Origin of the sequence: Pediococcus pentosaceus, assembly GCF_001437285.1 — a bacterium.
GTDB classification, from domain to species: domain Bacteria; phylum Bacillota; class Bacilli; order Lactobacillales; family Lactobacillaceae; genus Pediococcus; species Pediococcus pentosaceus.
In genome coordinates, this window is sequence record NZ_JQBF01000004.1 from 25,205 (window position 1) to 49,709 (window position 24,505).

General features: G+C 39.2%; 25 protein-coding genes. 2 read left to right on the plus strand and 23 right to left on the minus strand.

The annotated features are described in order from the left end of the window. Positions 1-28: 28 nt before the first annotated feature. The 12 genes from IV86_RS05080 to IV86_RS05135 form a co-directional block, all read right to left on the minus strand. Positions 29-346, minus strand: coding sequence for a LapA family protein (locus tag IV86_RS05080; RefSeq protein WP_036673170.1), 318 nt, complete (start codon positions 344-346; stop codon positions 29-31). Between the two features lie 226 nt (positions 347-572). Continuing rightward, positions 573-1,103, minus strand: coding sequence for a PadR family transcriptional regulator (locus tag IV86_RS05085; RefSeq protein WP_002834023.1), 531 nt, complete (start codon positions 1,101-1,103; stop codon positions 573-575). A 26-nt stretch (positions 1,104-1,129) separates the two neighbouring features. Next, positions 1,130-1,666, minus strand: coding sequence for a phenolic acid decarboxylase (locus IV86_RS05090; RefSeq protein WP_002834025.1), 537 nt, complete (start codon positions 1,664-1,666; stop codon positions 1,130-1,132). A 155-nt stretch (positions 1,667-1,821) separates the two neighbouring features. Further along, positions 1,822-3,174: a Fe-S cluster assembly protein SufB gene (gene sufB / locus IV86_RS05095; protein ID WP_049752779.1), complete on the minus strand. Its 1,353-nt coding sequence runs from the start codon at positions 3,172-3,174 to the stop codon at positions 1,822-1,824. Between the two features lie 46 nt (positions 3,175-3,220). Next, positions 3,221-3,661 (minus strand): Fe-S cluster assembly sulfur transfer protein SufU, encoded by a 441-nt coding sequence (gene sufU / locus IV86_RS05100; protein WP_011673089.1) that lies wholly within the window; start codon positions 3,659-3,661, stop codon positions 3,221-3,223. After that, positions 3,658-4,833: a cysteine desulfurase gene (locus tag IV86_RS05105; RefSeq protein ID WP_011673088.1), complete on the minus strand. Its 1,176-nt coding sequence runs from the start codon at positions 4,831-4,833 to the stop codon at positions 3,658-3,660. The genes sufU and IV86_RS05105 overlap by 4 nt, the downstream gene beginning before the upstream one ends. Before the next feature lie 12 nt (positions 4,834-4,845). Beyond that, entirely contained in the window at positions 4,846-5,874 is a 1,029-nt protein-coding gene (locus IV86_RS05110) for a SufD family Fe-S cluster assembly protein (protein WP_002834031.1), read from the minus strand. Between the two features lie 37 nt (positions 5,875-5,911). After that, on the minus strand, positions 5,912-6,673 hold the full coding sequence (sufC, locus tag IV86_RS05115; RefSeq protein WP_002834032.1) for a Fe-S cluster assembly ATPase SufC: 762 nt from the start codon (positions 6,671-6,673) through the stop codon (positions 5,912-5,914). Positions 6,674-6,689: 16 nt separating this feature from the next. Next, complete coding sequence (gene nrdG, locus IV86_RS05120) at positions 6,690-7,277, minus strand: anaerobic ribonucleoside-triphosphate reductase activating protein (RefSeq protein ID WP_002834033.1); 588 nt, start codon at positions 7,275-7,277, stop codon at positions 6,690-6,692. After that, positions 7,270-9,441 (minus strand): anaerobic ribonucleoside-triphosphate reductase, encoded by a 2,172-nt coding sequence (gene nrdD, locus IV86_RS05125; RefSeq protein WP_002834034.1) that lies wholly within the window; start codon positions 9,439-9,441, stop codon positions 7,270-7,272. The genes nrdG and nrdD overlap by 8 nt, the downstream gene beginning before the upstream one ends. 19 nt (positions 9,442-9,460) lie before the next feature. After that, positions 9,461-10,747, minus strand: coding sequence for an NRAMP family divalent metal transporter (locus tag IV86_RS05130; protein WP_133281365.1), 1,287 nt, complete (start codon positions 10,745-10,747; stop codon positions 9,461-9,463). A 328-nt stretch (positions 10,748-11,075) separates the two neighbouring features. Next, positions 11,076-11,759: a YjjG family noncanonical pyrimidine nucleotidase gene (locus tag IV86_RS05135; protein WP_011673085.1), complete on the minus strand. Its 684-nt coding sequence runs from the start codon at positions 11,757-11,759 to the stop codon at positions 11,076-11,078. Positions 11,760-11,904: 145 nt separating this feature from the next. Here IV86_RS05135 and IV86_RS05140 point away from each other — a divergent pair, with 145 nt between their 5' ends. Next, positions 11,905-12,441, plus strand: a complete 537-nt coding sequence (locus IV86_RS05140; protein WP_002834038.1) for a hypothetical protein — start codon at positions 11,905-11,907, stop codon at positions 12,439-12,441. A 56-nt stretch (positions 12,442-12,497) separates the two neighbouring features. Here the strand turns inward: IV86_RS05140 and IV86_RS05145 are convergent, their stop codons facing one another. The 8 genes from IV86_RS05145 to IV86_RS05180 all read right to left on the minus strand — a co-directional run bounded on the left by IV86_RS05145 (position 12,498) and on the right by IV86_RS05180 (position 22,146). Next, positions 12,498-14,171, minus strand: coding sequence for an oleate hydratase (locus tag IV86_RS05145; protein WP_081035678.1), 1,674 nt, complete (start codon positions 14,169-14,171; stop codon positions 12,498-12,500). Between the two features lie 188 nt (positions 14,172-14,359). Beyond that, positions 14,360-14,671 (minus strand): hypothetical protein, encoded by a 312-nt coding sequence (locus tag IV86_RS05150; protein ID WP_002834040.1) that lies wholly within the window; start codon positions 14,669-14,671, stop codon positions 14,360-14,362. 268 nt (positions 14,672-14,939) lie between these two features. Beyond that, entirely contained in the window at positions 14,940-16,757 is a 1,818-nt protein-coding gene (gene glmS / locus IV86_RS05155) for a glutamine--fructose-6-phosphate transaminase (isomerizing) (protein ID WP_002834041.1), read from the minus strand. A 235-nt stretch (positions 16,758-16,992) separates the two neighbouring features. Beyond that, positions 16,993-18,351, minus strand: a complete 1,359-nt coding sequence (gene glmM / locus IV86_RS05160) for a phosphoglucosamine mutase (protein WP_002834042.1) — start codon at positions 18,349-18,351, stop codon at positions 16,993-16,995. Positions 18,352-18,369: 18 nt separating this feature from the next. Continuing rightward, positions 18,370-19,299 carry a CdaR family protein gene (locus IV86_RS05165; RefSeq protein ID WP_002834043.1) on the minus strand — a complete coding sequence of 310 codons (930 nt, stop codon included), beginning with the start codon at positions 19,297-19,299 and terminating at the stop codon, positions 18,370-18,372. Next, entirely contained in the window at positions 19,300-20,151 is an 852-nt protein-coding gene (gene cdaA, locus IV86_RS05170) for a diadenylate cyclase CdaA (protein WP_002834044.1), read from the minus strand. It lies immediately after the preceding gene. Positions 20,152-20,281: 130 nt separating this feature from the next. Next, entirely contained in the window at positions 20,282-21,184 is a 903-nt protein-coding gene (gene murB, locus IV86_RS05175; protein ID WP_002834046.1) for a UDP-N-acetylmuramate dehydrogenase, read from the minus strand. Positions 21,185-21,228: 44 nt separating this feature from the next. Then, positions 21,229-22,146 (minus strand): Gfo/Idh/MocA family protein, encoded by a 918-nt coding sequence (locus tag IV86_RS05180; RefSeq protein WP_011673083.1) that lies wholly within the window; start codon positions 22,144-22,146, stop codon positions 21,229-21,231. 74 nt (positions 22,147-22,220) lie between these two features. On the opposite strand from IV86_RS05180, the gene IV86_RS05185 reads away from it, so the two are divergent. Then, on the plus strand, positions 22,221-22,757 hold the full coding sequence (locus IV86_RS05185; RefSeq protein ID WP_056979412.1) for a 3'-5' exonuclease: 537 nt from the start codon (positions 22,221-22,223) through the stop codon (positions 22,755-22,757). On the opposite strand, the gene IV86_RS05190 is transcribed toward IV86_RS05185, so the two are convergent. From IV86_RS05190 to IV86_RS05200, 3 genes are read right to left on the minus strand one after another with little or no spacing between them, the layout of a single operon-like run. After that, positions 22,750-23,247 (minus strand): GNAT family N-acetyltransferase, encoded by a 498-nt coding sequence (locus IV86_RS05190; protein WP_002834051.1) that lies wholly within the window; start codon positions 23,245-23,247, stop codon positions 22,750-22,752. The two genes, IV86_RS05185 and IV86_RS05190, sit on opposite strands and share 8 nt — an antisense overlap. Continuing rightward, a complete protein-coding gene (gene tsaE, locus IV86_RS05195; RefSeq protein WP_002834053.1) occupies positions 23,237-23,710 on the minus strand; it encodes a tRNA (adenosine(37)-N6)-threonylcarbamoyltransferase complex ATPase subunit type 1 TsaE in 474 nt (157 codons plus the stop codon). The genes IV86_RS05190 and tsaE overlap by 11 nt, the downstream gene beginning before the upstream one ends. Positions 23,711-23,712: 2 nt before the next feature. Next, positions 23,713-24,405 carry a uracil-DNA glycosylase gene (locus IV86_RS05200; RefSeq protein WP_002834055.1) on the minus strand — a complete coding sequence of 231 codons (693 nt, stop codon included), beginning with the start codon at positions 24,403-24,405 and terminating at the stop codon, positions 23,713-23,715. Positions 24,406-24,505: the final 100 nt, after the last annotated feature.

Below are 24,505 nucleotides of genomic sequence, written 5' to 3' on the forward strand. Positions count from 1 at the left end.
TCCTCCTTCAAATTAACCCTATTTATATTTAACGCCCTAGTTGCGTATCTGCATTTTTCTTACGACGTTCTAATTCTTCCGTCTTTTGTCCTAATTCGCGCTTAGTTTGTTCAACTTCATTTTTCAAATTTTTAATTTCGCTATTTTTCTTCATAGCAGAACTCATCGACAATACAAACATGAAAAAGGCACCAATTAATAAACAAACCAAAATCAATAAAATTAGTGGCATCTTAATCGTCGTAAATAAAAAGTTGATATCTGTCGCCGCCGTATTAGCTAACGCCAATAACGCAATCAAAATAACTAACACAATGCTGATAATAATATATACTTGTTTCTTCATCCTCCAGAACCCCTTCATTCCTCAATTTAATTAAATATTTATCCACTTTAAGAATAGCATAGGTTTAATCTGAAATTTAGCTGGTTATCATATTGGTAAATATTTTTTAGGACCTATCAATTACCTCACTATTTTGTTACTAATGCTTTGGGCTATTTCACAACAACGAACCATCAAAAAAACGTTGAATCATCAGCTTAACTCGGCTTAGATTCAACGCTTTTTATTAGTTTATTTTAGATTGGAGCCAATTAACATAGTCCGATTCACGTTCGATTGCTCTGGATAAAATCAAATAGTGTCCGTAATTAGCTTTAATCGCCAATTCATCTCCAAATAATAATTCTTTTCGAGCTTTTAAATGAACTACCTTTTGTTGATGCAATGCCAAACACTGTTTTAAAATTTGTTGCAAGATTGGGGCTCGTTGATCTGAAATACAATAAAGTTTCAATGATGTTAATTCATCATTCTTTAAGGTAATCGGTTCGGCAAGCCATCTTTTTAACGTCTCTTGCCCTTTAGCTTCAATCACGTAATTGATGACCTTCCGATCCTTAACTTCCACATCTTCAGCCACCTTAATCTGCTTTTCATCCACCATCCGTTGTAGTTCGGGATAGAGCTGACTATGTGATACCGTCCAAAACTCACTTATATCAGTTTTAAACTCACTAATCATATCTTTACCAGACATCATTCCGTTTTTATTTAATAATCCTAAAATAATGTACGGTAAAACTCTTGGTCTTGGCATTATTGGTTTCTCTCCAAATCTAAACTTTATTTGTTAATGCGTTTGTAGTTTTCATCAAAGTACTTACCAGCGCGGATGTCGTCAGTCATACCTTCGTATGGAGCTTCGGCAATAACTTCATCGTTGTCTTGGCCTGCATCACCCATATAAGTAATTGTAGCAAATTCTGGGACAACTAGCTTAGGGTAAGTTTCATATTTTTCACGAGATTCTTCCATCAAATCGATGTGTTCATTTTGGAAAGTAACCGTGATTTCTGGATGTTCTTCAACCCACTTAGGGAAGAAAATGGTTCCATTCAATTTCTTTTCATTAGGAACAAAGTCTAAGGCTACATCAGTACCAGTTGGTTCAGTCCAAGCTACTTTGTAAATACCTTCCGTTAACATAGCGATATGAGCTTCTTGGTCTTTTACCCAACGACCAGCAACCATTCCACCATGAATTCGGTAATCAACAGTATGATCATTTTTAGCATACCATTCGTATTCCCAACCATTATCGTATGTGTAAATAAAATGTGTTCCTAAAAAGTCATCTAAAGTTTTAAAAGTTTTTTCCATGATTTTTTACCCCTTTGTTTTTACATTTATGTTGTTATCAACATAAACAACTATATGACGATAACGACATAAAGTCAACAATTTTGTTTATAAAAAAAGAGTAATGCGCCTAAAAGCCACCATTATAGGGCTTTTTGCGTATTACTCTTTTCAATTTATCCAATACTATCTTCCATTTGAAACTTAATTAGCCGATCTAATTCCACCGCATATTCCATCGGTAATTGCTTGGTAAAGGGCTCTAGAAAGCCCATCACAATTAACTGGGACGCCGTTGCTTCATCCAAACCGCGACTTTGCATGTAATATAATTGATCTTCTGCGATTTTAGAGACATGGGCTTCATGTTCAATCGTTCCATCACTAGTTTCAATATCATTGACTGGGAAAGTATCGCTAGCACTATCGGGGTCCATTAAAATCGTGTCACATTCCACATGTGATTTAGCCTTGGTTGCGGCTTTAGTGTACTTAATCAACCCTCGATAATCTGCTCGACCACCATTGTGGCAAATTGCTTTAGAAACAATGGTACTGTGCGTATGTGGAGCCATATGAATCATTTTGGCGCCGGTATCTTGATGCATATTGGCTCCGGCAGCCGCAATTGAAAGCATAGAACCCGTAGCTCCTTGGCCAACTAAGTAAATGCTGGGATATTTCATCGTCACTTTAGAACCCAAGTTACCATCGATCCATTCCATGGTAGCGTTCGTCCCAGCTTGAGCACGCTTAGTTTCTAAGCTATAGACATTGGTCGACCAGTTTTGGATGGTTGTATAACGACAATAACCATCTTTTTTAACAAAAACTTCTACGACCGCCGCATGCAAACTATCTTCGGAATAGTTGGGTGCCGTGCAACCTTCAACATAATTAACACTCCCACCTTTTTCAACGATGATGAGCGTTCGTTCAAATTGACCAGTTCTTCCAGCATTAATCCGAAAATAACTTTGAATTGGAATATCAGCATGGACATTCTTTGGTACATACAAAAAGGTACCACCCGACCAAACCGCCGTGTTAAGTGCTGCAAACTTATTATCATCAGCAGGAACCAGTGTTCCAAAATATTGGCGAACTAAATCTGGATGTTTCTGAAGCGCCGAATCGGTATCCATAAAAATAATCCCTTGGCTTTCCAAATCTTTTTTGAGATTACTATAAATGGCTTCTGATTCATATTGTGCAGCGGAACCCGCCAAATATTTACGCTCAGCTTCCGGCACACCAATCCGCTCAAAAGTAGCCTTAATATCATTGGGAACGTCTTCCCAGTCCCGAGCGATGTGATCCGTAGCACGTTGGAAATACTTAATTTGATCCAAATCAATTCCATTCAAATCGGGACCAAATTTGGGCATCGGTAAGTCTAAATAGGTTTGATAAGCTGCCAACCTAATTTCAAGCATCCACGCCGGTTCATTTTTAGCCTGAGAAATCTGCTTGATTGTTTCAGCATCAATCCCCACTCCTGTTGAAAAAACGGGGGCGACTGGATCCATCGCTCCACGTTCATCCCTTAATTGGTCTTTTTCAAACTGTGGATTTTCACTTTCCAAAGCTGATTCCTCCTTGATTCAATCCATCTGCCATTGCATGCCATGCTAGCATTCCACAACGAACACGCGTTGGAAATTGGTTGAGGGTCGCAAACGCGATTAAATCACCTAATTGGCTTTCATCATAATCTTTTCCCAGAATCAAGTTCTGAAAATTTTGCATCAATTGTTGCGCTTCTAAAATGCGCTTGCCTGACAAAGCATCCACCATCATGCTGGCAGAAGCTTGACTGATGATACACCCTTGTCCCGTAAAACTAATCTGTTCCAAATGCTGATCCACCACCTTGAGATAAACCTCAATATCATCCCCACAATCAGGATTTTTCAATTTAGCGTGGTAATTATATTGCGGTAAAACTCCGACTCCGATCGGATACTTAGCATGATTTACAATTATTTTTTGATAAAGTTCTTGAATATTACTCATAATAAAATTTGACCCACCTGATTCATTGCTGCTAAAAGCTGTTCGACATCCCTCGTCGTGTTCATATACGAAACACTGGCCCGGACGACGCTACTTACTCCTAGAGCTTGCATTAAAGGTTCCGCACACATATGTCCGGCTCTAACCGCTACATTTTCGGTATCAATAATGGTCGCTACATCATGGGCATGAATAGTTCCATAGTTAAAACTAAGCACCCCTTGGCGCTCGGCCGCAGACCTTGGACCATAAACTTTAATTGCTGGTATCTGCCGTAATCCTTGGTATAACTGATTTAATAATTGCTGTTCATGTTGATGAATGGTTGTAAAACCAATCTTTTGTAGATATTGAATAGCAGCCCCCAACCCTAAAACTCCGGCAATGTTAGGCGTACCGGCTTCTAGCCGTAGGGGGAGCGGTTGAAACGTCGCCGTTTGAGCATCAACTTCATCAGCCATTTCCCCGCCAAATCGCAAAGGCGCAACCTGTTCTAACAAGTTCCGTTTTCCATATAAAACTCCAACTCCGGTAGGCCCATACATTTTATGTCCAGAAAAGGCTAAGAAATCAGCATCTAATTTTTGAACATCTAGGGGTAGATGACCAACTGCTTGAGCAGCATCTAATACAACCACTCCCCCCATATGATGCGTTTGTTCAATAATTTGCTTGGCATCCACAATGCTTCCTAGCACATTAGAAACTAACGTAATGGCGACTAGCTTGGTTTTCTCCGTAAGCAATTCGGAAAATTGCTGCATATCTAAATTCTGTTGGTCATCTAAACCGACAATTTTCAATTTTGCGCCCGTTTTATGAGCCACGCGTTGCCACGGAATGAAGTTCGAATGGTGTTCTAAAACACTGATAATAATTTCATCGTCTGGTTGAAGTTGTTTTTCCGCATAACCAAAAGCAACTAAATTTAGGGCATCGGTCGTACCACTGGTAAAAATAATCTCCGAGGAGTCCTGAGCATTGATAAAATCAGCCGTGGCTTGACGAACTGCTTCATATTGTTCCGTAACTTGGTGAGCTAATCGATACATTCCCCGATGCACATTAACTTTATGGGCATGGTAGTACATATCAATTACTTCCAATACTTCGTCTGGCATCGGCATGGTCGCTGCATTATCTAAATAGGCTATTTTTTGATCATCTATCATTGTTTACCACCATTACTTTTCCACAGTTTCTTTTGGTAAAACAGGTTCCATGAAATTATTGATTAAAATTTGTTTAGCATCCGCCTCCACTAATCCCCGACTTAAAAGATAGTACAACGCTTCTTCATCATACTGTCCTACACTAGCAGCATGACCAGCTTGCACATCATTTTCGTCAATAATTAACAGGGGATTAACACTTCCCTTAGCATGCGGTTCAATGGTCATTAACCGGCTTTCTTGGGCTGCATTAGCTCCATGGGCTCCCTTATTAATCTTACCGATACTAGTAAAATACACCTGGGCCTTTTCATAAAGAACTCCCCGCATTTTGATTCGGCTAAATGTCTTAGGAGCACGATGGTCGATTAATCCTTGGATTCCAATCCAATCATCCCGACGACCAAATTGGCCCACTTTGAATACAGCAGAGCTTCCCTGTTCTTCAAGCACCGTGATACATTTTCCAAGTACTTTACCCTTCACCTCAGGGTAAAATGACCAATCTAACTGAGCGTCTTTTTGACAATGCAAGTTTGCCATCCATAAACTTTGCTGTGGCGACTGTCCGCCCTGCAACCGATCAACTAAATTTAATCGACTATCGGCTTCCACTTTTCCACATGTTAATAAGTTAAGCCGGGTACTAACTGGCGGATAATGGATTTCGCGTTCTAATTGCATCTGACTTCCGGCACCAACGTTCAATAGCATGGTAAAAGCGGAAGGTTGTGCTGCTTCGAAGGTAATTTCGAGGTGCAACTTATTTTTTAAGGTCACCCGTGCTGGTAGAATCAGCTCAAGTCCTTGCCAAGATTGCTGGGCATGTTCCAACATAAATTGATTATCCACATTAGCTTGCAATTCACTTTCTAACAATCGTTTTCCGGCGACACTAAGCTGCTGCGTGGAGCCGAAAACTTGAATCCTACCACCTGCGGCCTGTAGCTCTTGTAAGGCTAATGGATTAGCTTTCCACGACCACTTCGTCGTTGTCATCGATGCATAGCTAAAATTTTGAGGATCATATTTAATCCCCATAATTTTCGGATATTTAGTTGGCGATTCTAATTTTGTTTCAATCGTTATCGCTCCCCTCCACGGCACCACTTAAATCGGCATAACCCGTTTTTTCTAGCTCTTGGGCGAGTTCTGGACCACCCGTTTTCACAATTTTACCGCCCATCATAATGTGGACCACATCAGGAACCACATAATTTAATAAACGCTGATAATGAGTCACCATTAAGCAACTAAATTCATCACTTCGCATTGCATTGATTCCCTTAGCCACAATTTGCAAAGCATCAATATCCAAACCAGAATCAATTTCATCTAAAATGGCAAAGCTCGGTTTCAGCATCATCATTTGTAAAATTTCATTGCGTTTCTTTTCACCACCAGAAAAATCAGCATTTAAGCCCCGATCAGCGTAGTCTTCATCGATTTCTAAAAAATCCATTTGTTGTTTTAGTTCATTTAAAAACGGTAAAATGGCCACTGGCTGATTTCCATTCCGCGCATTTAAGGCCGCGTGAATAAAATCAGCGTTCGAAATTCCGACAACTTCCGTCGGATATTGCATTGCTAAAAACATTCCTGCTCGAGCACGTTCATCCACACTCATAGTTGTAATATCTTGACCATCTAAAAAGATTTGTCCTTCCACAATCTGATAGAGCGGGTTACCCATGATGGTTTCTGATAGGGTTGATTTTCCTGTCCCATTTGGACCCATCAACGCATGTACTTCACCAGCTTTAATTTCTAAATTTACTCCGTTAAGAATAGGTTCCTCTCCGGCAACCACCTTTAAATCTTTAATTAATAGCGTACTCATCCTATATCATCCCCATTTATCGAATTAGCTTATCCCAAATAATTACCCGATTTTCTTTTAACGATTTAGGGACGTCAATGATTCTTTGGTTGGCACTTCCCCGAAACTGTAAGCTCAAATCCTTTTCAGCTTCTAAAAAGCGTCCATCCACCAAAATATCTAAATAACTTAATAATTGTAATTTATCATATGATTCTTGCATCAGTTCATCCCAAGTATAGCCAGTCCATGACCAAATATCTTTTTCGTTACCAAATTCAGCTCGGATTCGTCGCACCAACCGCAAACAAACTTGCGTGTTCAAAAACGGCTCTCCTCCTAGCAACGTTAAACCTTGTACGTAACTATTAGCGAGGTCCTTCATAATTTGATCTTCTAATTCATCTGAATAAGGCGTCCCATAATGAAAATTTTGCGCAGCTTTGTTATAACAACCCGGACAATTAAACAGGCATCCGGAAACATACAAGCTACATCGAATCCCTTCACCATCTACCATGTTAAAAGGTTTATAGTCGGCAATGTATTGGAGACTACGATCAGCTGCCAACCAGGCTTGTGGTTCCGGATTTTTAGGTAAGCGTACTGGTCGTGATTTATTCATTGGCTTCACCTTGACCCATATGTTTAACCCGTGATGCAATTTCTTGATGACGACCATGGACCATCGGACGAATCATTGGATTACCCAAATATCCACAGGTTCTTTTGACTACATCACAAGTCTTAGGATCGCGGTTACCACACTGTGCACATTCGAAGCCCCGGGCAGTGGGTTTAAAATCGCCATCATAACCACATTTGTAGCAATGATCGATTGAAGCATTAGTCCCTAAATAACCGACATGGTCATAAGCCCAAGTCCAGACCGCTTCTAGCGCAGCCGGATTTTGTTTTAAATTGGGATACTCACAGTAATGAATAAATCCACCCGAAGCGTACTTAGGATAGGCTTCCTCAAAACTTAATTTTTCAAATGGTGTAGGATTTTTACGCACATCATAGTGGAAACTGTTGGTGTAATATTCTTTGTCAGTAATGTCTTTTACCTTACCAAACTTTTCAATATCGTCTTCACAAAAACGATCCGTTAGTGATTCAGCTGGTGTGGAATAAACGCTAAAATGATATCCATATTCGTTTTCCCATTGGAGGCAGTAATCATGCAAGTACTTAACAATTTTTACGGTAAAATCATGAGCTTCCGGATTTTGTTCCCAATCGGCGCCAAAGAAAGCCGTGCCGACTTCGTATAACCCAATGTAGCCCAACGATATCGTTGCTCGATTCTTGTTAAATAATTCATCGACCTCGTCTTCGTCTTGGAGACGTTTGCCAAATGCACCATTTTTATAAAGAATGGGTGCATTCTGCGGCTGTGCCTGACGACAACGTTTAATTCGGAATAATAGTGCGCGTCGAGCGGTTTCAACGCGGTCTTCCATGATTTCCCAAAATACTTGGCGATCGCCTTTAGCTTCTAGCGCAATGCGCGGCAAATTAATGGTTACTACGCCTAAATTCATCCGACCATTATTAACTTCATTTCCGTTTGCATCTTTCCATGCTTGTAAGAAACTACGGCAGCCCATTGGAGCTTTAAAGTTCCCCGTCAATTCGACAATCTTGTCGTACATCAAGACATCAGGATACATTCTCTTAGTGGCACATTCAACCGCAAGTTGCTTAATGTCATAGTTAGGATCACCAGCATTGAGATTTAACCCACGTTTAATTGAAAAGACCAGTTTAGGAAAAATCGCGGTACGATGCTGCTTACCCAAACCTTTAATCCGAACCTTGAGGATTGCTTTTTGGATTTCTCGTTCAAACCAGGAAGTTCCCAATCCGAATCCAACCGTAGTAAAAGGTGTTTGCCCATTAGATGAAAACAAAGTATTAACCTCGTATTCTAGAGCTTGCATTGCATCATAAATATCCTTAGCCGTTTTTGTTTTAGCAAATTCGTCCCGGCGACCTTCTTCAACCCATTCTTCAGCTTCTTTTAAATGTTTTTCATAGTTTAATTTAGCGTATGGAGCAAGCAATTCATCTGCTCGATCGGCCGAACAACCACCATATTGACTAGAAGCCACATTAGCAATAATCTGTGACATTTGAGCAGTCGCCGTTTGGATTGACTTAGGAGGTTCCACATCTGCATTTCCAATCTTAAAGCCCTTTTCCAGCATCCCCTTAAAATCAATTAGACAACAGTTGGTCATCGAAGTTAGTGGAGAATAATCTAAATCATGGAAATGGATATCTCCTCTTAAATGAGCCTTAGCTACAATTTCAGGCATCATGGTTAATCCCACTGATTTACCCACCATTCCGGCAGTCAAATCTCTTCTGGTACTAAAAACATTACTATCTTTGTTGGCGTTTTCATGAACCACCATGTCATTTCCGTTAAAAAGCTGATTAAGTTTGTATTGTGGATCAATGGCGGTCTTCCATTTTTTAATATCTTTTTCACGATAAGCTTCGTACCGTTCTAATAGTTTAGCTTGCTTATTTAACCGCAAAATTTCTTGAAAAACTTGTCTAATATCGGCTGTGCTGATGTTATTGTCCCAATCATCAACAATACGATTAAAAATTTGTTCTTTTAAGCTGGTCTGGAGCGCCGTATCAGAGGTTAATGTTTCTACTACTAAAGCAATTTTATAAGGGTAAAAGTTAACGACTTCCCCATCAACTTTTGTCACCTTCATTTTTTTCAAATTTTCAATTTTGTCACTTAGTACTGTTTTAATACTATCCATCTAAAATTCAATCCCCTTTCTACCAAATCCCCATAATAGGTCCAACCATGTATAAACCGAACCCCATCACTACCATGCACAAAACCGTCACTAACCAACGATAAACTCCGTGCATGCGATATTTTTCTGGTAAAACTTTCGCTTCCAGAATTAACAAAAAACCTAAAACAATTGGCAAAAGCAAAGCGTTCATTACTTCCACTGAAACTGCTAAATTAACTAAATTGATGTTAGCTAATACCAAAATGGCCCCAATAATATGTGCCAAGCAGTAAATTATGTAAAACCCTATACTTCCCTTTTGAAGCGGTTCGTTTAAACTATGTTTCCAATTTAAAACCTCAGTAACGCCCCAAGTGCCGGCTAGGGCTACGACTAACGCAGCCACCAATGATCCACCTAATAAGCTCATTCCCGTAAATAATTTAGCCGGATAACTTCCGATAAATGCACTTAAACCACTGGCTAAGTCACTGACCGTTTCTAAGGCCACTTGCTGGTGCTGAAGTCCCATCGTCGCCGCAAAAGCAATCACAAACGTTAACATAATTCCTTGTGTTACCAAGGTTCCCACAAAAGTATCATGTTTTTCTTTGTTAATACTTTCCACGCCCAAATTTTTGTCGACTACGGCTCCTTGTTGATAAAAAATCATCCACGGCATAATTACTGCTCCAACATTAGCAGCCACTAAATAAATATAGGATGAATTATGCCATGGAATGGTACTAATACCACGCACCATATCGCCCAGTTGCGGTTTAACCATTACTACCACGACTAAAAAAGCCAACTCTGCTAAACCAATCATGACACCTACTTTTTCAACCCGTCGATAGCTGCCGCTAAACGCAATGGCAATCAGTAAAACGGTCGCAATGGGAATTGTAATCCATTTGGAAATACCAAACATTTCGCCCACTCCGGCAATCCCTACAAATTCCGTCAATAATGCGCCAATAGCTGAAATAGCTAGGGTTCCAGCCGAAATCCAAGCCCACTTCTTACCAAAATACTCTCGGATTAACTCACCATGTCCCTTTTTAGTCACAATTCCGAGGCGGACCGTCATCTCTTGCGCAAAATATAAGACTGGAATCAATAAGATTTGGGGAAGAATCATTGTATATCCCCATTGAGCTCCCGACTGAGCTGCAGTGATCAAACACCCTGCATCGGTATCAGCTAACATCACAATTAAGCCGGGACCCCAAACATTAAAAAAATGTTTCACTTTGAAATATGAGGTTGATTGATAACCTCGATTTAAGATATGATTGATGTCGAATGTTCTAACTCTGCGCATTCATTATCGGTCCTTCTTTCTGTCGATAATTCAAATAACCATATCTAAAGATTACTCCGAAATTTTTTAAATTCAATTCTTGAAAACACAACATCTATGTGCTTATCCATATGTATAATACAATATATAGTATAGGGTATCCATTAAAACGCCTTGTCTGCGCGTTTTGCTGGATACCCTATTTTTCTTAAAATTAATCAAAAAAGAGTGACATGAAATCTAAAAAAATGTTCTTCAAAGATTTAAAAATCTTGAAAAACATTTTAGTTAGTTGACCTTCACGGCGCTAAAAAATGCACCAAAAATTAGTTTATCCATGCATTTTAAATTACGCGTTTAAGATAATTTTTTTAATTTGTTTAAACGAATTGGCCACATAAGTAGGTTGGTAGGCTTGAACTACCGGTAATGCTTGAGGATTGTACCAAATACTGTTTAATTGTGCGCGTTTGGCACCCAAAACGTCGGCTTGAAGCCGATCGCCCACCATCAGGGCGTTCGTCGTTAAATTTCCATATTTTTTAAACATCGGTTCAAAGAAACGTTTATCCGGCTTAGCAAACCCAATGTCTTCTGAGATGAAATAGTCTTCAAAATAATGCTCTAGTCCTGAACCTTTTAAGCGACGAAGCTGCGTTTCTTTGACGCCATTAGTTCCTACTAGTAAATGGACCCCCGCCGCTTTTAAATCGCTTAGAAGCTCATCTACGCCTTGTAGTTTGTAAAAATTAGTGTCTAAGCTACTACGATATTCTGCCTCCACCGTTGCTCCGTCAACTTTAATTCCTAATAAATTAAAAGCTTTGGAAAAGCGCGTATTCAATAGAGCATCTCTAGCCTGACCTTGTTCAATTGCTTCCCAAACTTGATGGTTAATTTTGGTGTATGTATCAAACCCCTGCTTCAAGTCAGAAACCCCATATTTAGTCATTATTTTGGTTAAACCTTCTCGTTCTCCCCGCTTAAAATCCAGCAAAGTGTCGTCCAAATCAAAAATTGCATATTTAATCATCATTTACTCCATTCTAAAATACGATTTAAGCCCCAAATAGCAAACAAATGTTTGTGTATTAATACATTGTTTAATATAATTGTATAAGTAATATATTGTCTATTATTAATGCTTTATTATATAGAAAATGAAACGGAACAGGAAGATGCCAAAATCTAAAAAATTTAAACCCCTTAGAATTTTTTCTAAGTCAAACATCGTAATTGTAATTTTAGCGGCCCTTGGAATTCAGACTTATCCTAACTTAACCAACAACCAAATGGCTAAATCAGATTCCAGTGATTATACCACAGATGATACGTCTGATAGTGCAACGGTAATTGAAAATCAAATTGCCAATAATATTAATTCGAGAATTCCTTTTCAGATCAATTTTACGGACAATAACATTATTATTAAAGTACCTAAAATCGATATCTTTAGCTTTACCAGAAATTACGTCCCCAATACGTTAGCAGTTCTAAAAAGTATCAAAAATACCAAGTTACCGACCTCTGCTAAAAATGTTAAGTTTTTAGTGGGCGATGATGCACAAATCTTCTCCGTCAGCGCCATCAAAAAAGCTAATTTCAGTGCTAAGAAAATTAAAGAATTTGGTACTAGTGGGACGGCGTCGGAGATTACCGCTAAAACTTACCAAAACTATTATCAACAATATATCGTGCCTAAAATCCTCAAATAAAAAGTACCGTAGAAAATTTAAATTTTTCTGCGGTACTTTTATTTATATACTTATTTTTATCTAAACATAGTCTTAGTTGCTTTTAGCAAGACTTTTGGATCTTTTTCATAGTGATGAACCGGCGTCATTTGTGATTCTGGAATACCCATGAAGTGGTAAACCGCCTTTTGAGCGGCTCTGATTGAATACTGTTCCGTAAAGACCATATCAAATGGCATTTCAGCAAATTGACTAACAAAAGCCAAGTTCTTAGAGTTCTTTGGTATAACGTCTGGACGATCTCCCACTGCCCGTTGGTTGAACAAAGCACTAGCATATGGCATGTAAACTGGAATAACATTCACGATACTATCCATGATTTCTTCTTCATGATTGATGATGTTATCAGCTGCTCGGTCAACTTCTGATAGATGTCCTAGAAGTTCTTGAAGCATTTCTTTACCCGTCATTTCAATCACTGGTTTATCAACATAATCCCCATTTTTACGTGGGAACATGAAGTAACCCCAGAAGACCGTTTCATTTTCCTTTTGGGCATGGAAATGAGGTTGGTGATGCACCACAATGGATAGGAGGTTGTTACTATCTACCCAAGTATTTAGCGCATTCCCCGGTTCTTGTTGGGTAATTCGACTAATTTCATTTACCAAGTAGTGGTTATTAGTAGTAACCGTGAAACTCATCCATTCACTTTGGGCTCGATCATTAAAGAATTTATCAGGATTTCCAAGGTTATAAAAATGTTCTGTAGCTTGTTTCCAAAGGGCTGCACTTGGAGCGTATTCCATATTTTCTTTAATTGGCGTGTTGAAATCACCCATTGATGAACTATCCGTAATTGCTCCATTAATATCAAATACTAAATCATTTTCATCAACTTCGATTTTTCCAGTTTCACCGCTCTCAACATCTTCGTATTCAAGTCCCGTAACGATAATATCATCACGGAGCGGAGTGTCTTTGAAGTTAAATGCCGTAATTTTTCGGTTATTAATAAATTCAACGCCTTGATCCGCAAGGTATTTTCTCATAGGTAAGATAATACTTTCAAACTGATTGTATGGTGTACGAGTTACCCCTTCCAAAGTATTGATTCGACTGAATTCTAGAATCATCCGATTCATATAGCGCCGAAGCTCCATGGCCGAGCTTTCCTTCTTGAAGGCAAAAGTAGTTTCCCACATATACCAGAAGTTAGTTGAAAAAATATGAGGACTTTCAGCGAACCATTCTGCAATGCTAATATCGTTTAATTTATCTTCCTTACTCTCTGGCATCATCATTAATTTAGATAGTAAGTAGCGATCTTTATTATTAAACTGCATCCGATTATAGTCGTCTGCTCCACCATTGTTACGAATTCCATTCTTCTTATCCATCAATCTGGCAACATCATGAGTGGGATGTGCATGATCGAAATTCAATATATCATCCGTAACCGATTGGCCCGGATTGTCCAAAGATGGGACACTCCGCAAAATGTCCCAGAGATTTTCGTAAGTTTCTTCGTTTAACATCCGTCCACCCTTGGCTAAATAGCCTCGGTTGTTAGACAGACTTTGATTTCCATATTCTTGCTCATAGTCGGCGACGGCAGCCCCATCATTGGCACCATGTTTTTCTAAACCAAACATCGTAATCTGGTTACCAGACCACCCACCATCGCGAATCAAATAAATACCTGCTGCTAAATTGGCAATTCCAGTACCGATCATATATGCTTTTTCCATAATATGTACCCTCCTGTGCTCAAACCTTGTACAGTATTCTTATATTTAAATTCATGAATATAATAGCACTTTATCCGCCATAATGCGAATATTTTGCACCGTTAATTTTTATTTACTATTACTAAAATAAAAGGTCGGCTTCGCGCTCCTGCTGAGTTGCAGTTTTAGCTCACCGACCTTTTTATGATTTAGCCACTAATATGATTTTCATGAAGGATCGCATTAAATTCTTTCATAATCCGATCGTCTTTTTGCCATTCTTCCCAAGCCGTCATGGACTCATCCGGCATCTCGTAGCGCTCCCCAATATACTTTTCGTAATTAATAACATGTTGGGAATGTGAGATATTTAATTGCAAAATTCGGACAGATTTAATATAACCACGTTCAGCGGCTAATTCAGCCCGACCATTCATCATCATATTTCCAATTTCAATATATTTAGTTCCGTCTAAGCGCGTAATCTCTTGGATTAGCGTAAATGTTTCATTACTCTTCATTGCTCTGCCTCCACTTCTACTAGTATAGTTTGCCGTAGGAGGTTGTGTCTAGTGACACTTTAGACAACAAAAAAGGATCCTGACCTTTTGATAGTCGGATCCAGCATAAGAGAGAAAGAGAATTGATTGTACAGGTAGGAGATGCGCCACTACCTTACACGAACAATGATAACGCTTACAACTATGAGTGTCAATACTGTTTAGCAATTTATCCAAAAAAATAGCGATACAGTTTAGCACCTGTACCGCTTATTTTAGATATTAACTTTTATTCGACCGTGACACTCTTAGCTAAATTACGTGGTTGGTCTACGTTATATCCACGCTGCAAACTAGCATAATAAGCTAACAATTGAGCAGCTATCACACTAACCAATGGCATCAACATTTCGTCCACTACTGGAAGTAAGATATCATCTGTAGAATTAGCCAAATCTTCACTAACCATGGTGATGACGTTAGCACCACGAGAAAGAACTTCTTGAAGATTACTACGCGTATGATCCGCCGTCTTAGATTGCGTAATAATTCCAATTACCGGCGTTCCATCTTCAATCAAAGCAATCGTACCATGCTTTAATTCACCAGAAGCAAAACCTTCAGCTTGGATATAAGAAATTTCTTTTAGTTTCAAAGAAGATTCCAAGGCAACATTATAATCCAAGCCTCGTCCAATATAAAACGCATTGCGCGTTTCTCGTAAAGTTGCTAGAGCTAACTCTTCAATCTTACCCTTCTCATCGACCACGGTTTGAATGGCATTAGCAACCTTACTCAATTGTCCCGTAATATCAAAATTGACAGCTGTAGCATTAGTCTTTTCACGTCCCATTGCTACTGCCAATAAAGCTTCTACTGCGATTTGCGCTGTATATGCTTTAGTTGAAGCAACGGCAATTTCAGGACCCGCTTCCAGCGTAGCTGAGAAGTCCGCTTCACGAGCCAATGTTGAGTTAGCAACGTTAGTAATTGTTAGGCTGGGTTTTTGCCATTCATCGTTTACTCGAACTAAAACTTGACGACTATCAGCAGTCTCTCCACTTTGACTCAAGAAGATAAAGAAGGCTTGATCTTCAATGATAGGATCGTCGTAAGCAAATTCAGAAGCTAATACCACTTCCGTAGGAGTTTTGGTAAACTTCTCAAATAACTTCTTACCCACTAATCCAGCATGATAACTGGTTCCAGCCCCAACGATGTAAAGTTTAGAAGCTTGATTAATTTGATCTAACAAAGCTTGATCAAAGTGAATATTGCCGGCGTGATCTAAATATTTAGCTTCGATACGACGGATTACAGCAGGTTGTTCATCAACTTCTTTAAGCATGTAGTATGGGTAAGTTCCTTTATCCGCGTCAGCTTGATCAATATCAACAGTGAAAGGAGCACGGTCGATCCTTTCGCCGGCTAGATTACTAATTGAAATGCTTTGAGGCGTAATCTTAACTACCTCCCCGTCGTGTAATTCAACAAATTGGTTAGTCACGTTAATCATTGCCAATGCATCACTGCAAACTACATTGAAATCTTCGCCCACTCCGATTAACAAAGGACTCTTGTTCTTAGCTACGAATAAGGTTTCTGGTAATTGACGGTCCATCAAAACAAAGGCATATGATGAATCTTTTAATAAACTAATTGCTTTTTTAAAAGCTTGTTCCGTATCCATCCCTGCTTTAGCAAAACGATCGATAAGTTGAACCACAACCTCCGTATCCGTATCGCTTTGGAAAGTAACTTCAGATAAATAGTCTTTTTTAAGTTCTTTGAAATTTTGAATTACCCCGTTGTGAACTAAGTAAAAACGGTGGTCTTCTGAAAAATGAGGGTGAGCATTTTCAATACTTGGTACTCCATGTGTTGCCCAGCGTGTGTGGCCAATTCCTGTGGTTCCCATGACATCATCCGTAATTTTTTCCTCAAGATTTTTAATCTTACCTTGAGCTTTAACCAGATGATCTTCACCATTAGCATTGCTGACATAAATTCCCGCAGAATCATATCCACGATATTCAAGTTTTTTAAGTCCATTTACTAATAGATTGGTTGTATCAGCTCTTCCAGTAACTCCTACAATTCCACACATACTACTTGCACCTCTAAATTAATATATTTAAATTTTTAAAATTGGTATATAGAACGATTATTAATATATAACGGCTTTATAGAATTGTCAAACGCTAATATTTAAAATCGGTATATATCAAATGCCGAAATAGGTATGGTAGCAATGCTTTTCGCGTATAAAAAAACTATGCCATTTTTTGCAAAATAGCATAGTTTTTTAAATTTATTCAGTTGTAGAAGTTGAATTCAACTAATTAATCCACGCCAACTTCACTTTGAACTACAGCAACAATTCGATCAACGTATTGACCAACTGCTTCTTTTGTAGGAGCTTCGGCCATAATACGAAGTAGGTCTTCAGTCCCTGAAGGGCGCACTAGAACTCGACCTTCACCGTTCATTTCATTTTCAACTTTTTCAATGATATCTTTAATTGCTTGATTTTCAAGTGCTAGCTTCTTATCTTGTACTCGAACGTTAACTAATTTTTGAGGGTAAGTTGTCACATCAGCAGCTAACTCAGACAACTTTTTACCAGTTTGTTTAACCACGTACATCAATTGAATGGCGGTTAACATACCATCTCCAGTAGTATTGTGGTCTAAGAAGACAATGTGTCCGGACTGTTCACCACCAAGGTTATATCCGTCTTTAAGCATTTCTTCAACCACATAGCGGTCACCAACTTGGGTCTTAACCGAGTGCATATCATTAGCTTCTAGAGCCTTATATAGTCCTAGATTACTCATCACGGTTGTAACCACAGTATCGTCTTTCAAACGTCCGCGTTCGCTCAAGAATTTACCACAGATATACATAATCTTGTCACCGTCAACGATATTACCTAATTCATCAACGGCAATACAACGGTCTCCATCGCCATCAAAAGCAACTCCCATATCAGCGCCTTTTTCGACCACAAACTTAGCCAATCCTTCAGGATGAGTAGAACCAACTCCAGCGTTGATGTTCAAACCATCTGGATTTGTTGCCATCGTATCAAACTCAGTATTTAAGTCCGCAAATATTTGTGAAACGTAGCTACTGGTTGCTCCATTAGCAGCATCAATTGCGATATGCAAACCTTCCAAGTCATCGGGAATAGTTTGTTCAAGAAAGGCCGTATAGTTTAATCCACCTTCTGGATAATCAGTCACTGAACCTAGTCCAGTAGATGAAGGACGAGGTAAGTTGTCTTTATCAGCATCTAAAAGTACTTCGATTTCAGCTTCAAGTTCATCTGATAGCTTGTAACCATCTGAACCAAAGAACTTGATTCCGTTATCTTGAACCGGATTATGTGAAGCAGTAATCATTACACCAGCGTCAGCTTCTTGTTTACGAACAAGATAAGCCACACCAGGAGTTGTAACAATTCCCATGTCCATAACTTCAATGCCGACTGAAAGTAAGCCTGAGATCAATGCATGTTTTAACAATTGTCCTGAAATTCGGGTATCTCTTGAAACTAAAACCCGTGGTTGTTCATCATCTTTAGCATGCTTAGTTAAAACATAACCACCAGCACGGCCTAATTGAAACGCTAATTCTGGAGTCAATGTTTCATTTGCAATTCCTCGAACTCCGTCAGTACCAAAATACTTTAATTTCATTGTTAATAATCTCCTTTGTTAATTCACCTGTGTATCTGTGTTTCCGCTAGCATCAGATGTGCTTGTACTGTCGGAAGTTGCACTATCTGAGGTCGTTTGAGCTGAAGAATTAGTGGATGCATTTGAATCGGACTGGGCAGATTCATCCGTGGCACTGGAAGCATCTGAACTAGATTCTCCTGAGCTTGATTTAGAGCTGCTTGAACTGCTAGTTGAAGCTGAACTTTTTGCTTTAGAAGCTACTTTCGTAACTGGAATGGTAACATTTACTGATTGAGGCGTTAACACCACGTTTACAATGTTACCGTTTACGTCTAAAGCTTGCAATACTGCTCGAGCAGAAATATCTTCCGTTGTGTTGCTAGGAACATTAACATCTGCGACTACTTGAGAAATGCGTTCAATATCTGTAGCTGAACCTGTGGCCTGAACCTCCGTAGTTGAGGATTTAACATTTCCCATGGTGTAGCCTTCTTTGATCATATTGGTATCGTAACGATATCGAATTTCAAAGTTTTTAGTTCGTCGTCTAGCAATCGAAATCTTAGCTAATTCGGGATCAATCTTATATTTAATATCCTTTCCCAGACCCGTAACTTTATACTTAACTGTATATTTTCCAGCCTTGTAATCTTGCAAGTCCAAGTACACCTTGAAATTACGCGTGTTAGTTAAGGTCGTTACCAGCGCACTGGTTCCAGACAAAGTCACCTTTACGTTCTCTCGATAACCGCTCACTACGTACTTAGAAGTATTAACATCCAAGTCGACCGGCATGGTGATAGTAGTCGTCTTAGTCGACATCAAAGCCGAATTATTTTGATTAGAATCGCCTCCCGAGGTGCGGGTTGCGGTTAAATGATCTGTCTTTACGTATGCAAAAAGTAGGACGGCTAACACTAGCGCAATTAAGCGATATCCTAAGTTTTGTGTAAAAAGTTTTTTCACTTAGTGTCGCCCCCTTTTTCCTTTAAAGAACGACGAAATATTTTCTGTAACAGAAGCAAAGAATGGTGTCGGTCCTTCATCGGCCGTAATTAATTGCGTACGGAAATATTTTAGATACGACTCTTGTGTCATTCCGCGAATTAATTCACCATCTTTCATAATAGAAACTTCACCAGTTTCTTCTGAAACAACAATGGTAAGAGCATCGGTAACTTCACTCATCCCCACAGCCGCTCGATGACGCGTTCCTAATTCTTTTGGAATTAAGTTACTTTGTGACAATGGTAAGTAGGCTGCTGCTACCGCAATTTTATCATTTTTGATAATAACTGCCCCATCATGCAAAGGGGTATTCGGAATAAAAATATTAATTAGTAGTTCTCCCGAAACATCCGCGTCTAATGGAATCCCCGTTTCAATATAGTCATCTAGCCCTGTATCCATTTGAATTGATATTAAAGCCCCAATTCGCCGCTTAGCCATGTATTGAATCGCTTTATCCAAAGCTTTGATCAAGCTTTCTTCTGCTTCATTTTGTGAATGATTCTTAGCAAAAATCGAACCCCGACCGAGATGTTCTAATCCCCGTCGAATCTCCGGCTGGAAGATAATCACCATGGCAATTACGCCCCAGTTGATGACTTGGTTCATGATCCAATACACGGTACTTAATCCAATATACCAACTACCAACCATAATAACTACGATTACAATTATTCCACGGAATAGCTGTACCGCCTTGGTTCCTCGAAGTAACATAATTAGCTCGTAAATTACAAACCAAACCACAATTATATCGATTAAATTGATGAGGTTACTCCATGTTAATAGTTGGGACCAATTTATATCCATAACCGTCCCTCCAAATTTTATTCAACGCCCATTATACCATGGACCTGCCGTTCTTTATGGTCTTTTCGAACAAAGAAGAGTTTAGAAAATCAAATTATTTTTCTAAACTCTTCTAATATATACCAATTAATTATTTCTCTTCACCGATAATTCGAACTTCGGTTTCTAGCGTTACTCCAAATTGTTTCAAGACGGTTGCTTGAACATGATGAATCACATCCATGTAATCTGTTGCGGTGGCTCCTCCAACGTTAATGATGAAGCCCGCATGTTTCATTGAAACCTGTGCGCCCCCCACTGTAAAGCCTTGAAGACCTGCCTCATGAATTAATTTTCCAGTAAAGTAGCCTGTTGGTCGTTTAAAAACACTCCCACATGATGGATATTCAAGAGGTTGTTTCGAAGCTCGCAAACGATTCAGTTCGTCCATCCGAGCTCGAATTTTGTTAGCATCCCCTGAACGTAACTTAAAGGTTGCCGAAAGCACAACATCTTGATAATCTTGCACACTACTATGGCGGTAACCGAAATCGAGTTCATGGTTATTTAAATTTTTAATCTCGCCATCTCTCGTCAAAATTTCTGCGCTAGTAACTACTTCACTAATCTCACCATCATAGGCACCCGCATTCATAAAGACTGCGCCCCCGATTGATCCAGGAATACCAGCTGCAAATTCAAGGCCCGTTAATCCTGCTTGGTAGGCTACTTCCGTGGTCTGAATCAGTGCCGCCCCTGCTTCCGCAACAACTTCATTTCCATTGACCTGGATGTCATCCATTTTAGTTAAAATTAACGTTAACCCTCGAATACCACCATCTCGCACAATTAAATTACTTGCATTACCAATAATGGTCAATGGCGTATCCGTTTCTTTTGCCCAAAGTACTAGTCGTTTGGTTTCTGTTACTGACTCTGGAAATACCAACAAATCAGCTGGACCACCAGTTTGGGTATTGGTGTATTTTGACAAAGGCTCATGCTCTAACACTTGAACCTCTGGAAATGCATCAGCTATTGATTGATCCATCATACTTTCCCCTCTTACTTTTTCTTTTCATCTTAAAATCTCTTAGTCTATTCTATCACTTTACCTTGGCTTATTAAACGCGCGCACAACTCGTGTGAAAGGATTGCTGATGCTGGTGAAACTGGGTTTTCGGCGTGCTTTTCAAGTGCTGTTAAAAAGCTTCGCACTAACGGGTCAAATCCCCTAGTTTTCAAGTTAGTCTGCCAATCAGGAGCCTGTTGATAATGTTTAATCCCCTCTTTTTGAAGCGTTAAGGAACTTAAGTTATCCACAGTGGAAATCCCTCTTTGACTAATCACTTGGGCCATCTCGCTATTAGTTTGAGTTTGCATATCAATCATTGCTGTTCCTAACATATCTCCCTTGCGAAGATTAATTCGCGCTAAAATCAAATTACCGTCCTGTTGGATCAGTTGACCGTCGACAAATTCTACCGTTCCTGAACCCATTAAGAATTGCGTGGTATCGATTACGTGAATCATTAAATCATAAACTGCAAATAACGGATTTTGCTGCTCTAATTCACGAGTTTTAGTTACCGTAACTAAATGCTTCGCTGGTAATTGAGCTAATTGTTGATGAAAAGGCACAAACCGGCGATTAAATCCACAGGTTAATAAAACTCCTTGTTTTTCAGCGAGACGATACAATTCTCGAACTTCATCTATATCTTCTGATACTGGTTTATCCACAAAGACGTTGATTTTATTTTCCAAAAATTTCTTAATAATGGCATAGTGGGTAGCAGTTGGTGTGTGCACAAAGACTGCTTCTACTCCCTCTGTTATTAATTCGTCTGAATTAGTTGATCCATATTGAAATCCAAATTGTTTTTGAATATGAGCCAATTTCTCCGCATTACGACTACTTAAATGCCATTCAAAACGATCTTGTAACTCACTATACACCGGTAAATAGGCTTTTTGAGCAATATTTCCTAATCCGATCACTCCAACTTTAATCATCTTAATTAGCTCCTTTACTCGCTCACTTTTATTCGTTAAACTATAGGTTAAATCAATAAAGGAAAGTGATTCAATTGAACTTTATCGCAATGGACTTTGAAACAGCAGCTCCTACTCGTGCAAGCGCCTGTTCAATTGCACTGACTGTTGTTCAAAATGATGTCATTACAGACGAACTTTACTCATTAATTAACCCTGAAACTGAATTTAATTGGCGCAATGTCCAAGTTCATGGCATTCATCAAGCCGATGTGAGTGATGCACCCACATTTCCAGAACTCTGGCCCGTCGTTAAACAGTTCTTTACACCCGACAAACTGGTTGTGGCCCACAATGCAACTTTTGATAATAGTGTCCTTAAAAAAACTTTAGAACGTTATCAAATTAATCGACTACCATATCAAACACTAGATACTTTACGAACTTCCAAAAGCTTCTATCCAGATTACACCAATCATAAACTTAATACGATTTGTGATAATCTTGGAATTGATTTGCAGCACCATCATAACGCACTGGATGATAGCCGTGCCTGTGCGAATATCTTATTACATCAAGAACATCGATTTGGAGCCGATGCCTTAGCTAGTTTTATTCGTCCGATTAAGTAAGGGATAATTCCATTTTTATAATTTGACGCCCCTGACCATCCATGGTTGGGGGCGTTTTAGTTTGAAAACCTAGGTTTTGGTAAATTTGAATAGCATACTGATTATTATCCAAAACTGCTAGCCAAACTTGCTCTAACCAGCTAAATTGCTTCGCCCAGTATAAAGCTTCATCGACTAACATTGTCCCAATCCCGTTATGCCAGTAGTCTTTTAAGACACCAACGCCTAATTCAGCCCGATGCTTCACTTCATCAGTTTCGATTAAGGTCACAATGCCAATCGGCGTCTCCCCCAACTTAGCAATTAAGAGAAAATTCAATGGGCTTTGCTGGATCAAATTTAGATTTTCACCAATTTGTTCTAGACTTAACTTAGAAATTGCATCATCAAATTCAATGGAAGTTGTTTCAGATTCCAATTTTTGAATTAGTTGAACAATCCCTTGTGCATCCTCAGCTTGCCCCTCAACAAAACTAACTTCATCGGCCATTGATATTTTCCTCAATTGCTTCTTCGATTTTTTGATAATGTTCACCGTTAGGCTCCAAAGTTAGAAAACGTTTGGTATTGTCATGATTGCGATCTAAAATAACCCTTAAAAATTGATCTGGCAAATACGATTTAATATACTGTGACCATTCCACCACGGTCACTCCATCACTTTCAAAGTATTCGTCAATTCCAATATCTCCCGCACCGTCTTCTTCAAGACGATATGCATCGATATGAAATAATGGCATATTACCATCATGGTACTCATGCACAATGGTATAGGTGGGACTCTTCACGTAGCGCCGAATTCCAAGTGCTTGAGCAATGCCTTTTGTCAGTGTCGTTTTTCCGGCTCCTAAATCACCATCTAATAAGACCACGTCGTTAGCTTCCAGTAATTCCCCGATAATTTTGCCAAATTTAATCGTTTCGGCTTCGTCATTTAGTTGATAGGTTTCCATGATTATTTTTCCTCCAAAACTTCCGTTGGCAACTGCCAGTCAATTGGTGTCTCTCCCATCGCTTCAAGCGCTTCGTTGGTTTTTGAAAATGGCTTTGAGCCAAAGAAGCCCCGGTATGCCGATAAGGGACTGGGATGGGCTGATTGAATAATAATATTGCGGGATTGATCAATTAACTTAATCTTGTCGCGGGCCGCTTTTCCCCATAAAATAAACACAACGGGCTGCTCTCTTTCCGATAAGGCCTGAATCGCCGTGTCAGTCAACCGTTCCCAACCATGCCCTTGATGGGAATAAGCTTGTCCGTCACGAACGGTCAACACAGAATTCAAAAGTAGCACTCCTTGGTCTGCCCACTTTTTTAGATAACCGTGTTGGACTGGAGCAATTCCCAAATCACTTTGGAGTTCTTTGTAGATATTTTGTAACGATGGTGGAACTTGCACCCCAGGTTGCACTGAAAAACTTAGTCCGTGCGCTTGATTTTGTCCATGATATGGATCTTGCCCCAAGATTACCACCTTTACTTTTGAAAAAGGAGTCCATTCAAAGGCTTGAAAAATATGGTACATGTCAGGATGAATATTTTGAGTAGCATATTCATGTTTCAAAAACTCATGCAATTTAGCATAATATGCTTGTTCAAATTCACCTTGTAAAACATCTTGCCAATCGTTATGGATTATTTTTTTCATTTCGTAACTCCTTAATACAATTTTATTACTTCTATTCTAACTGATTTAGTAAAAAAAAAGCTATGTCATGTTAGAATTAACATAAATACATGGATTGGAT

What these genes read in the sequence shown, in the direction of transcription:
- IV86_RS05080 (WP_036673170.1), bottom strand. Translation starts at nt 346, where the DNA reads ATGAAGAAACAAGTATATATTATTATCAGCATTGTGTTAGTTATTTTG.
- IV86_RS05085 (WP_002834023.1), bottom strand. Translation starts at nt 1,103, where the DNA reads ATGCCAAGACCAAGAGTTTTACCGTACATTATTTTAGGATTATTAAAT.
- IV86_RS05090 (WP_002834025.1), bottom strand. Translation starts at nt 1,666, where the DNA reads ATGGAAAAAACTTTTAAAACTTTAGATGACTTTTTAGGAACACATTTT.
- sufB (WP_049752779.1), bottom strand. Translation starts at nt 3,174, where the DNA reads ATGGATCCAGTCGCCCCCGTTTTTTCAACAGGAGTGGGGATTGATGCT.
- sufU (WP_011673089.1), bottom strand. Translation starts at nt 3,661, where the DNA reads ATGAGTAATATTCAAGAACTTTATCAAAAAATAATTGTAAATCATGCT.
- IV86_RS05105 (WP_011673088.1), bottom strand. Translation starts at nt 4,833, where the DNA reads ATGATAGATGATCAAAAAATAGCCTATTTAGATAATGCAGCGACCATG.
- IV86_RS05110 (WP_002834031.1), bottom strand. Translation starts at nt 5,874, where the DNA reads ATGGGGATTAAATATGATCCTCAAAATTTTAGCTATGCATCGATGACA.
- sufC (WP_002834032.1), bottom strand. Translation starts at nt 6,673, where the DNA reads ATGAGTACGCTATTAATTAAAGATTTAAAGGTGGTTGCCGGAGAGGAA.
- nrdG (WP_002834033.1), bottom strand. Translation starts at nt 7,277, where the DNA reads ATGAATAAATCACGACCAGTACGCTTACCTAAAAATCCGGAACCACAA.
- nrdD (WP_002834034.1), bottom strand. Translation starts at nt 9,441, where the DNA reads ATGGATAGTATTAAAACAGTACTAAGTGACAAAATTGAAAATTTGAAA.
- IV86_RS05130 (WP_133281365.1), bottom strand. Translation starts at nt 10,747, where the DNA reads ATGCGCAGAGTTAGAACATTCGACATCAATCATATCTTAAATCGAGGT.
- IV86_RS05135 (WP_011673085.1), bottom strand. Translation starts at nt 11,759, where the DNA reads ATGATTAAATATGCAATTTTTGATTTGGACGACACTTTGCTGGATTTT.
- IV86_RS05140 (WP_002834038.1), top strand. Translation starts at nt 11,905, where the DNA reads ATGCCAAAATCTAAAAAATTTAAACCCCTTAGAATTTTTTCTAAGTCA.
- IV86_RS05145 (WP_081035678.1), bottom strand. Translation starts at nt 14,171, where the DNA reads ATGGAAAAAGCATATATGATCGGTACTGGAATTGCCAATTTAGCAGCA.
- IV86_RS05150 (WP_002834040.1), bottom strand. Translation starts at nt 14,671, where the DNA reads ATGAAGAGTAATGAAACATTTACGCTAATCCAAGAGATTACGCGCTTA.
- glmS (WP_002834041.1), bottom strand. Translation starts at nt 16,757, where the DNA reads ATGTGTGGAATTGTAGGAGTTACTGGAAGAGCTGATACAACCAATCTA.
- glmM (WP_002834042.1), bottom strand. Translation starts at nt 18,351, where the DNA reads ATGAAATTAAAGTATTTTGGTACTGACGGAGTTCGAGGAATTGCAAAT.
- cdaA (WP_002834044.1), bottom strand. Translation starts at nt 20,151, where the DNA reads ATGGATATAAATTGGTCCCAACTATTAACATGGAGTAACCTCATCAAT.
- murB (WP_002834046.1), bottom strand. Translation starts at nt 21,184, where the DNA reads ATGATGGATCAATCAATAGCTGATGCATTTCCAGAGGTTCAAGTGTTA.
- IV86_RS05180 (WP_011673083.1), bottom strand. Translation starts at nt 22,146, where the DNA reads ATGATTAAAGTTGGAGTGATCGGATTAGGAAATATTGCTCAAAAAGCC.
- IV86_RS05190 (WP_002834051.1), bottom strand. Translation starts at nt 23,247, where the DNA reads ATGGCCGATGAAGTTAGTTTTGTTGAGGGGCAAGCTGAGGATGCACAA.
- tsaE (WP_002834053.1), bottom strand. Translation starts at nt 23,710, where the DNA reads ATGGAAACCTATCAACTAAATGACGAAGCCGAAACGATTAAATTTGGC.
- IV86_RS05200 (WP_002834055.1), bottom strand. Translation starts at nt 24,405, where the DNA reads ATGAAAAAAATAATCCATAACGATTGGCAAGATGTTTTACAAGGTGAA.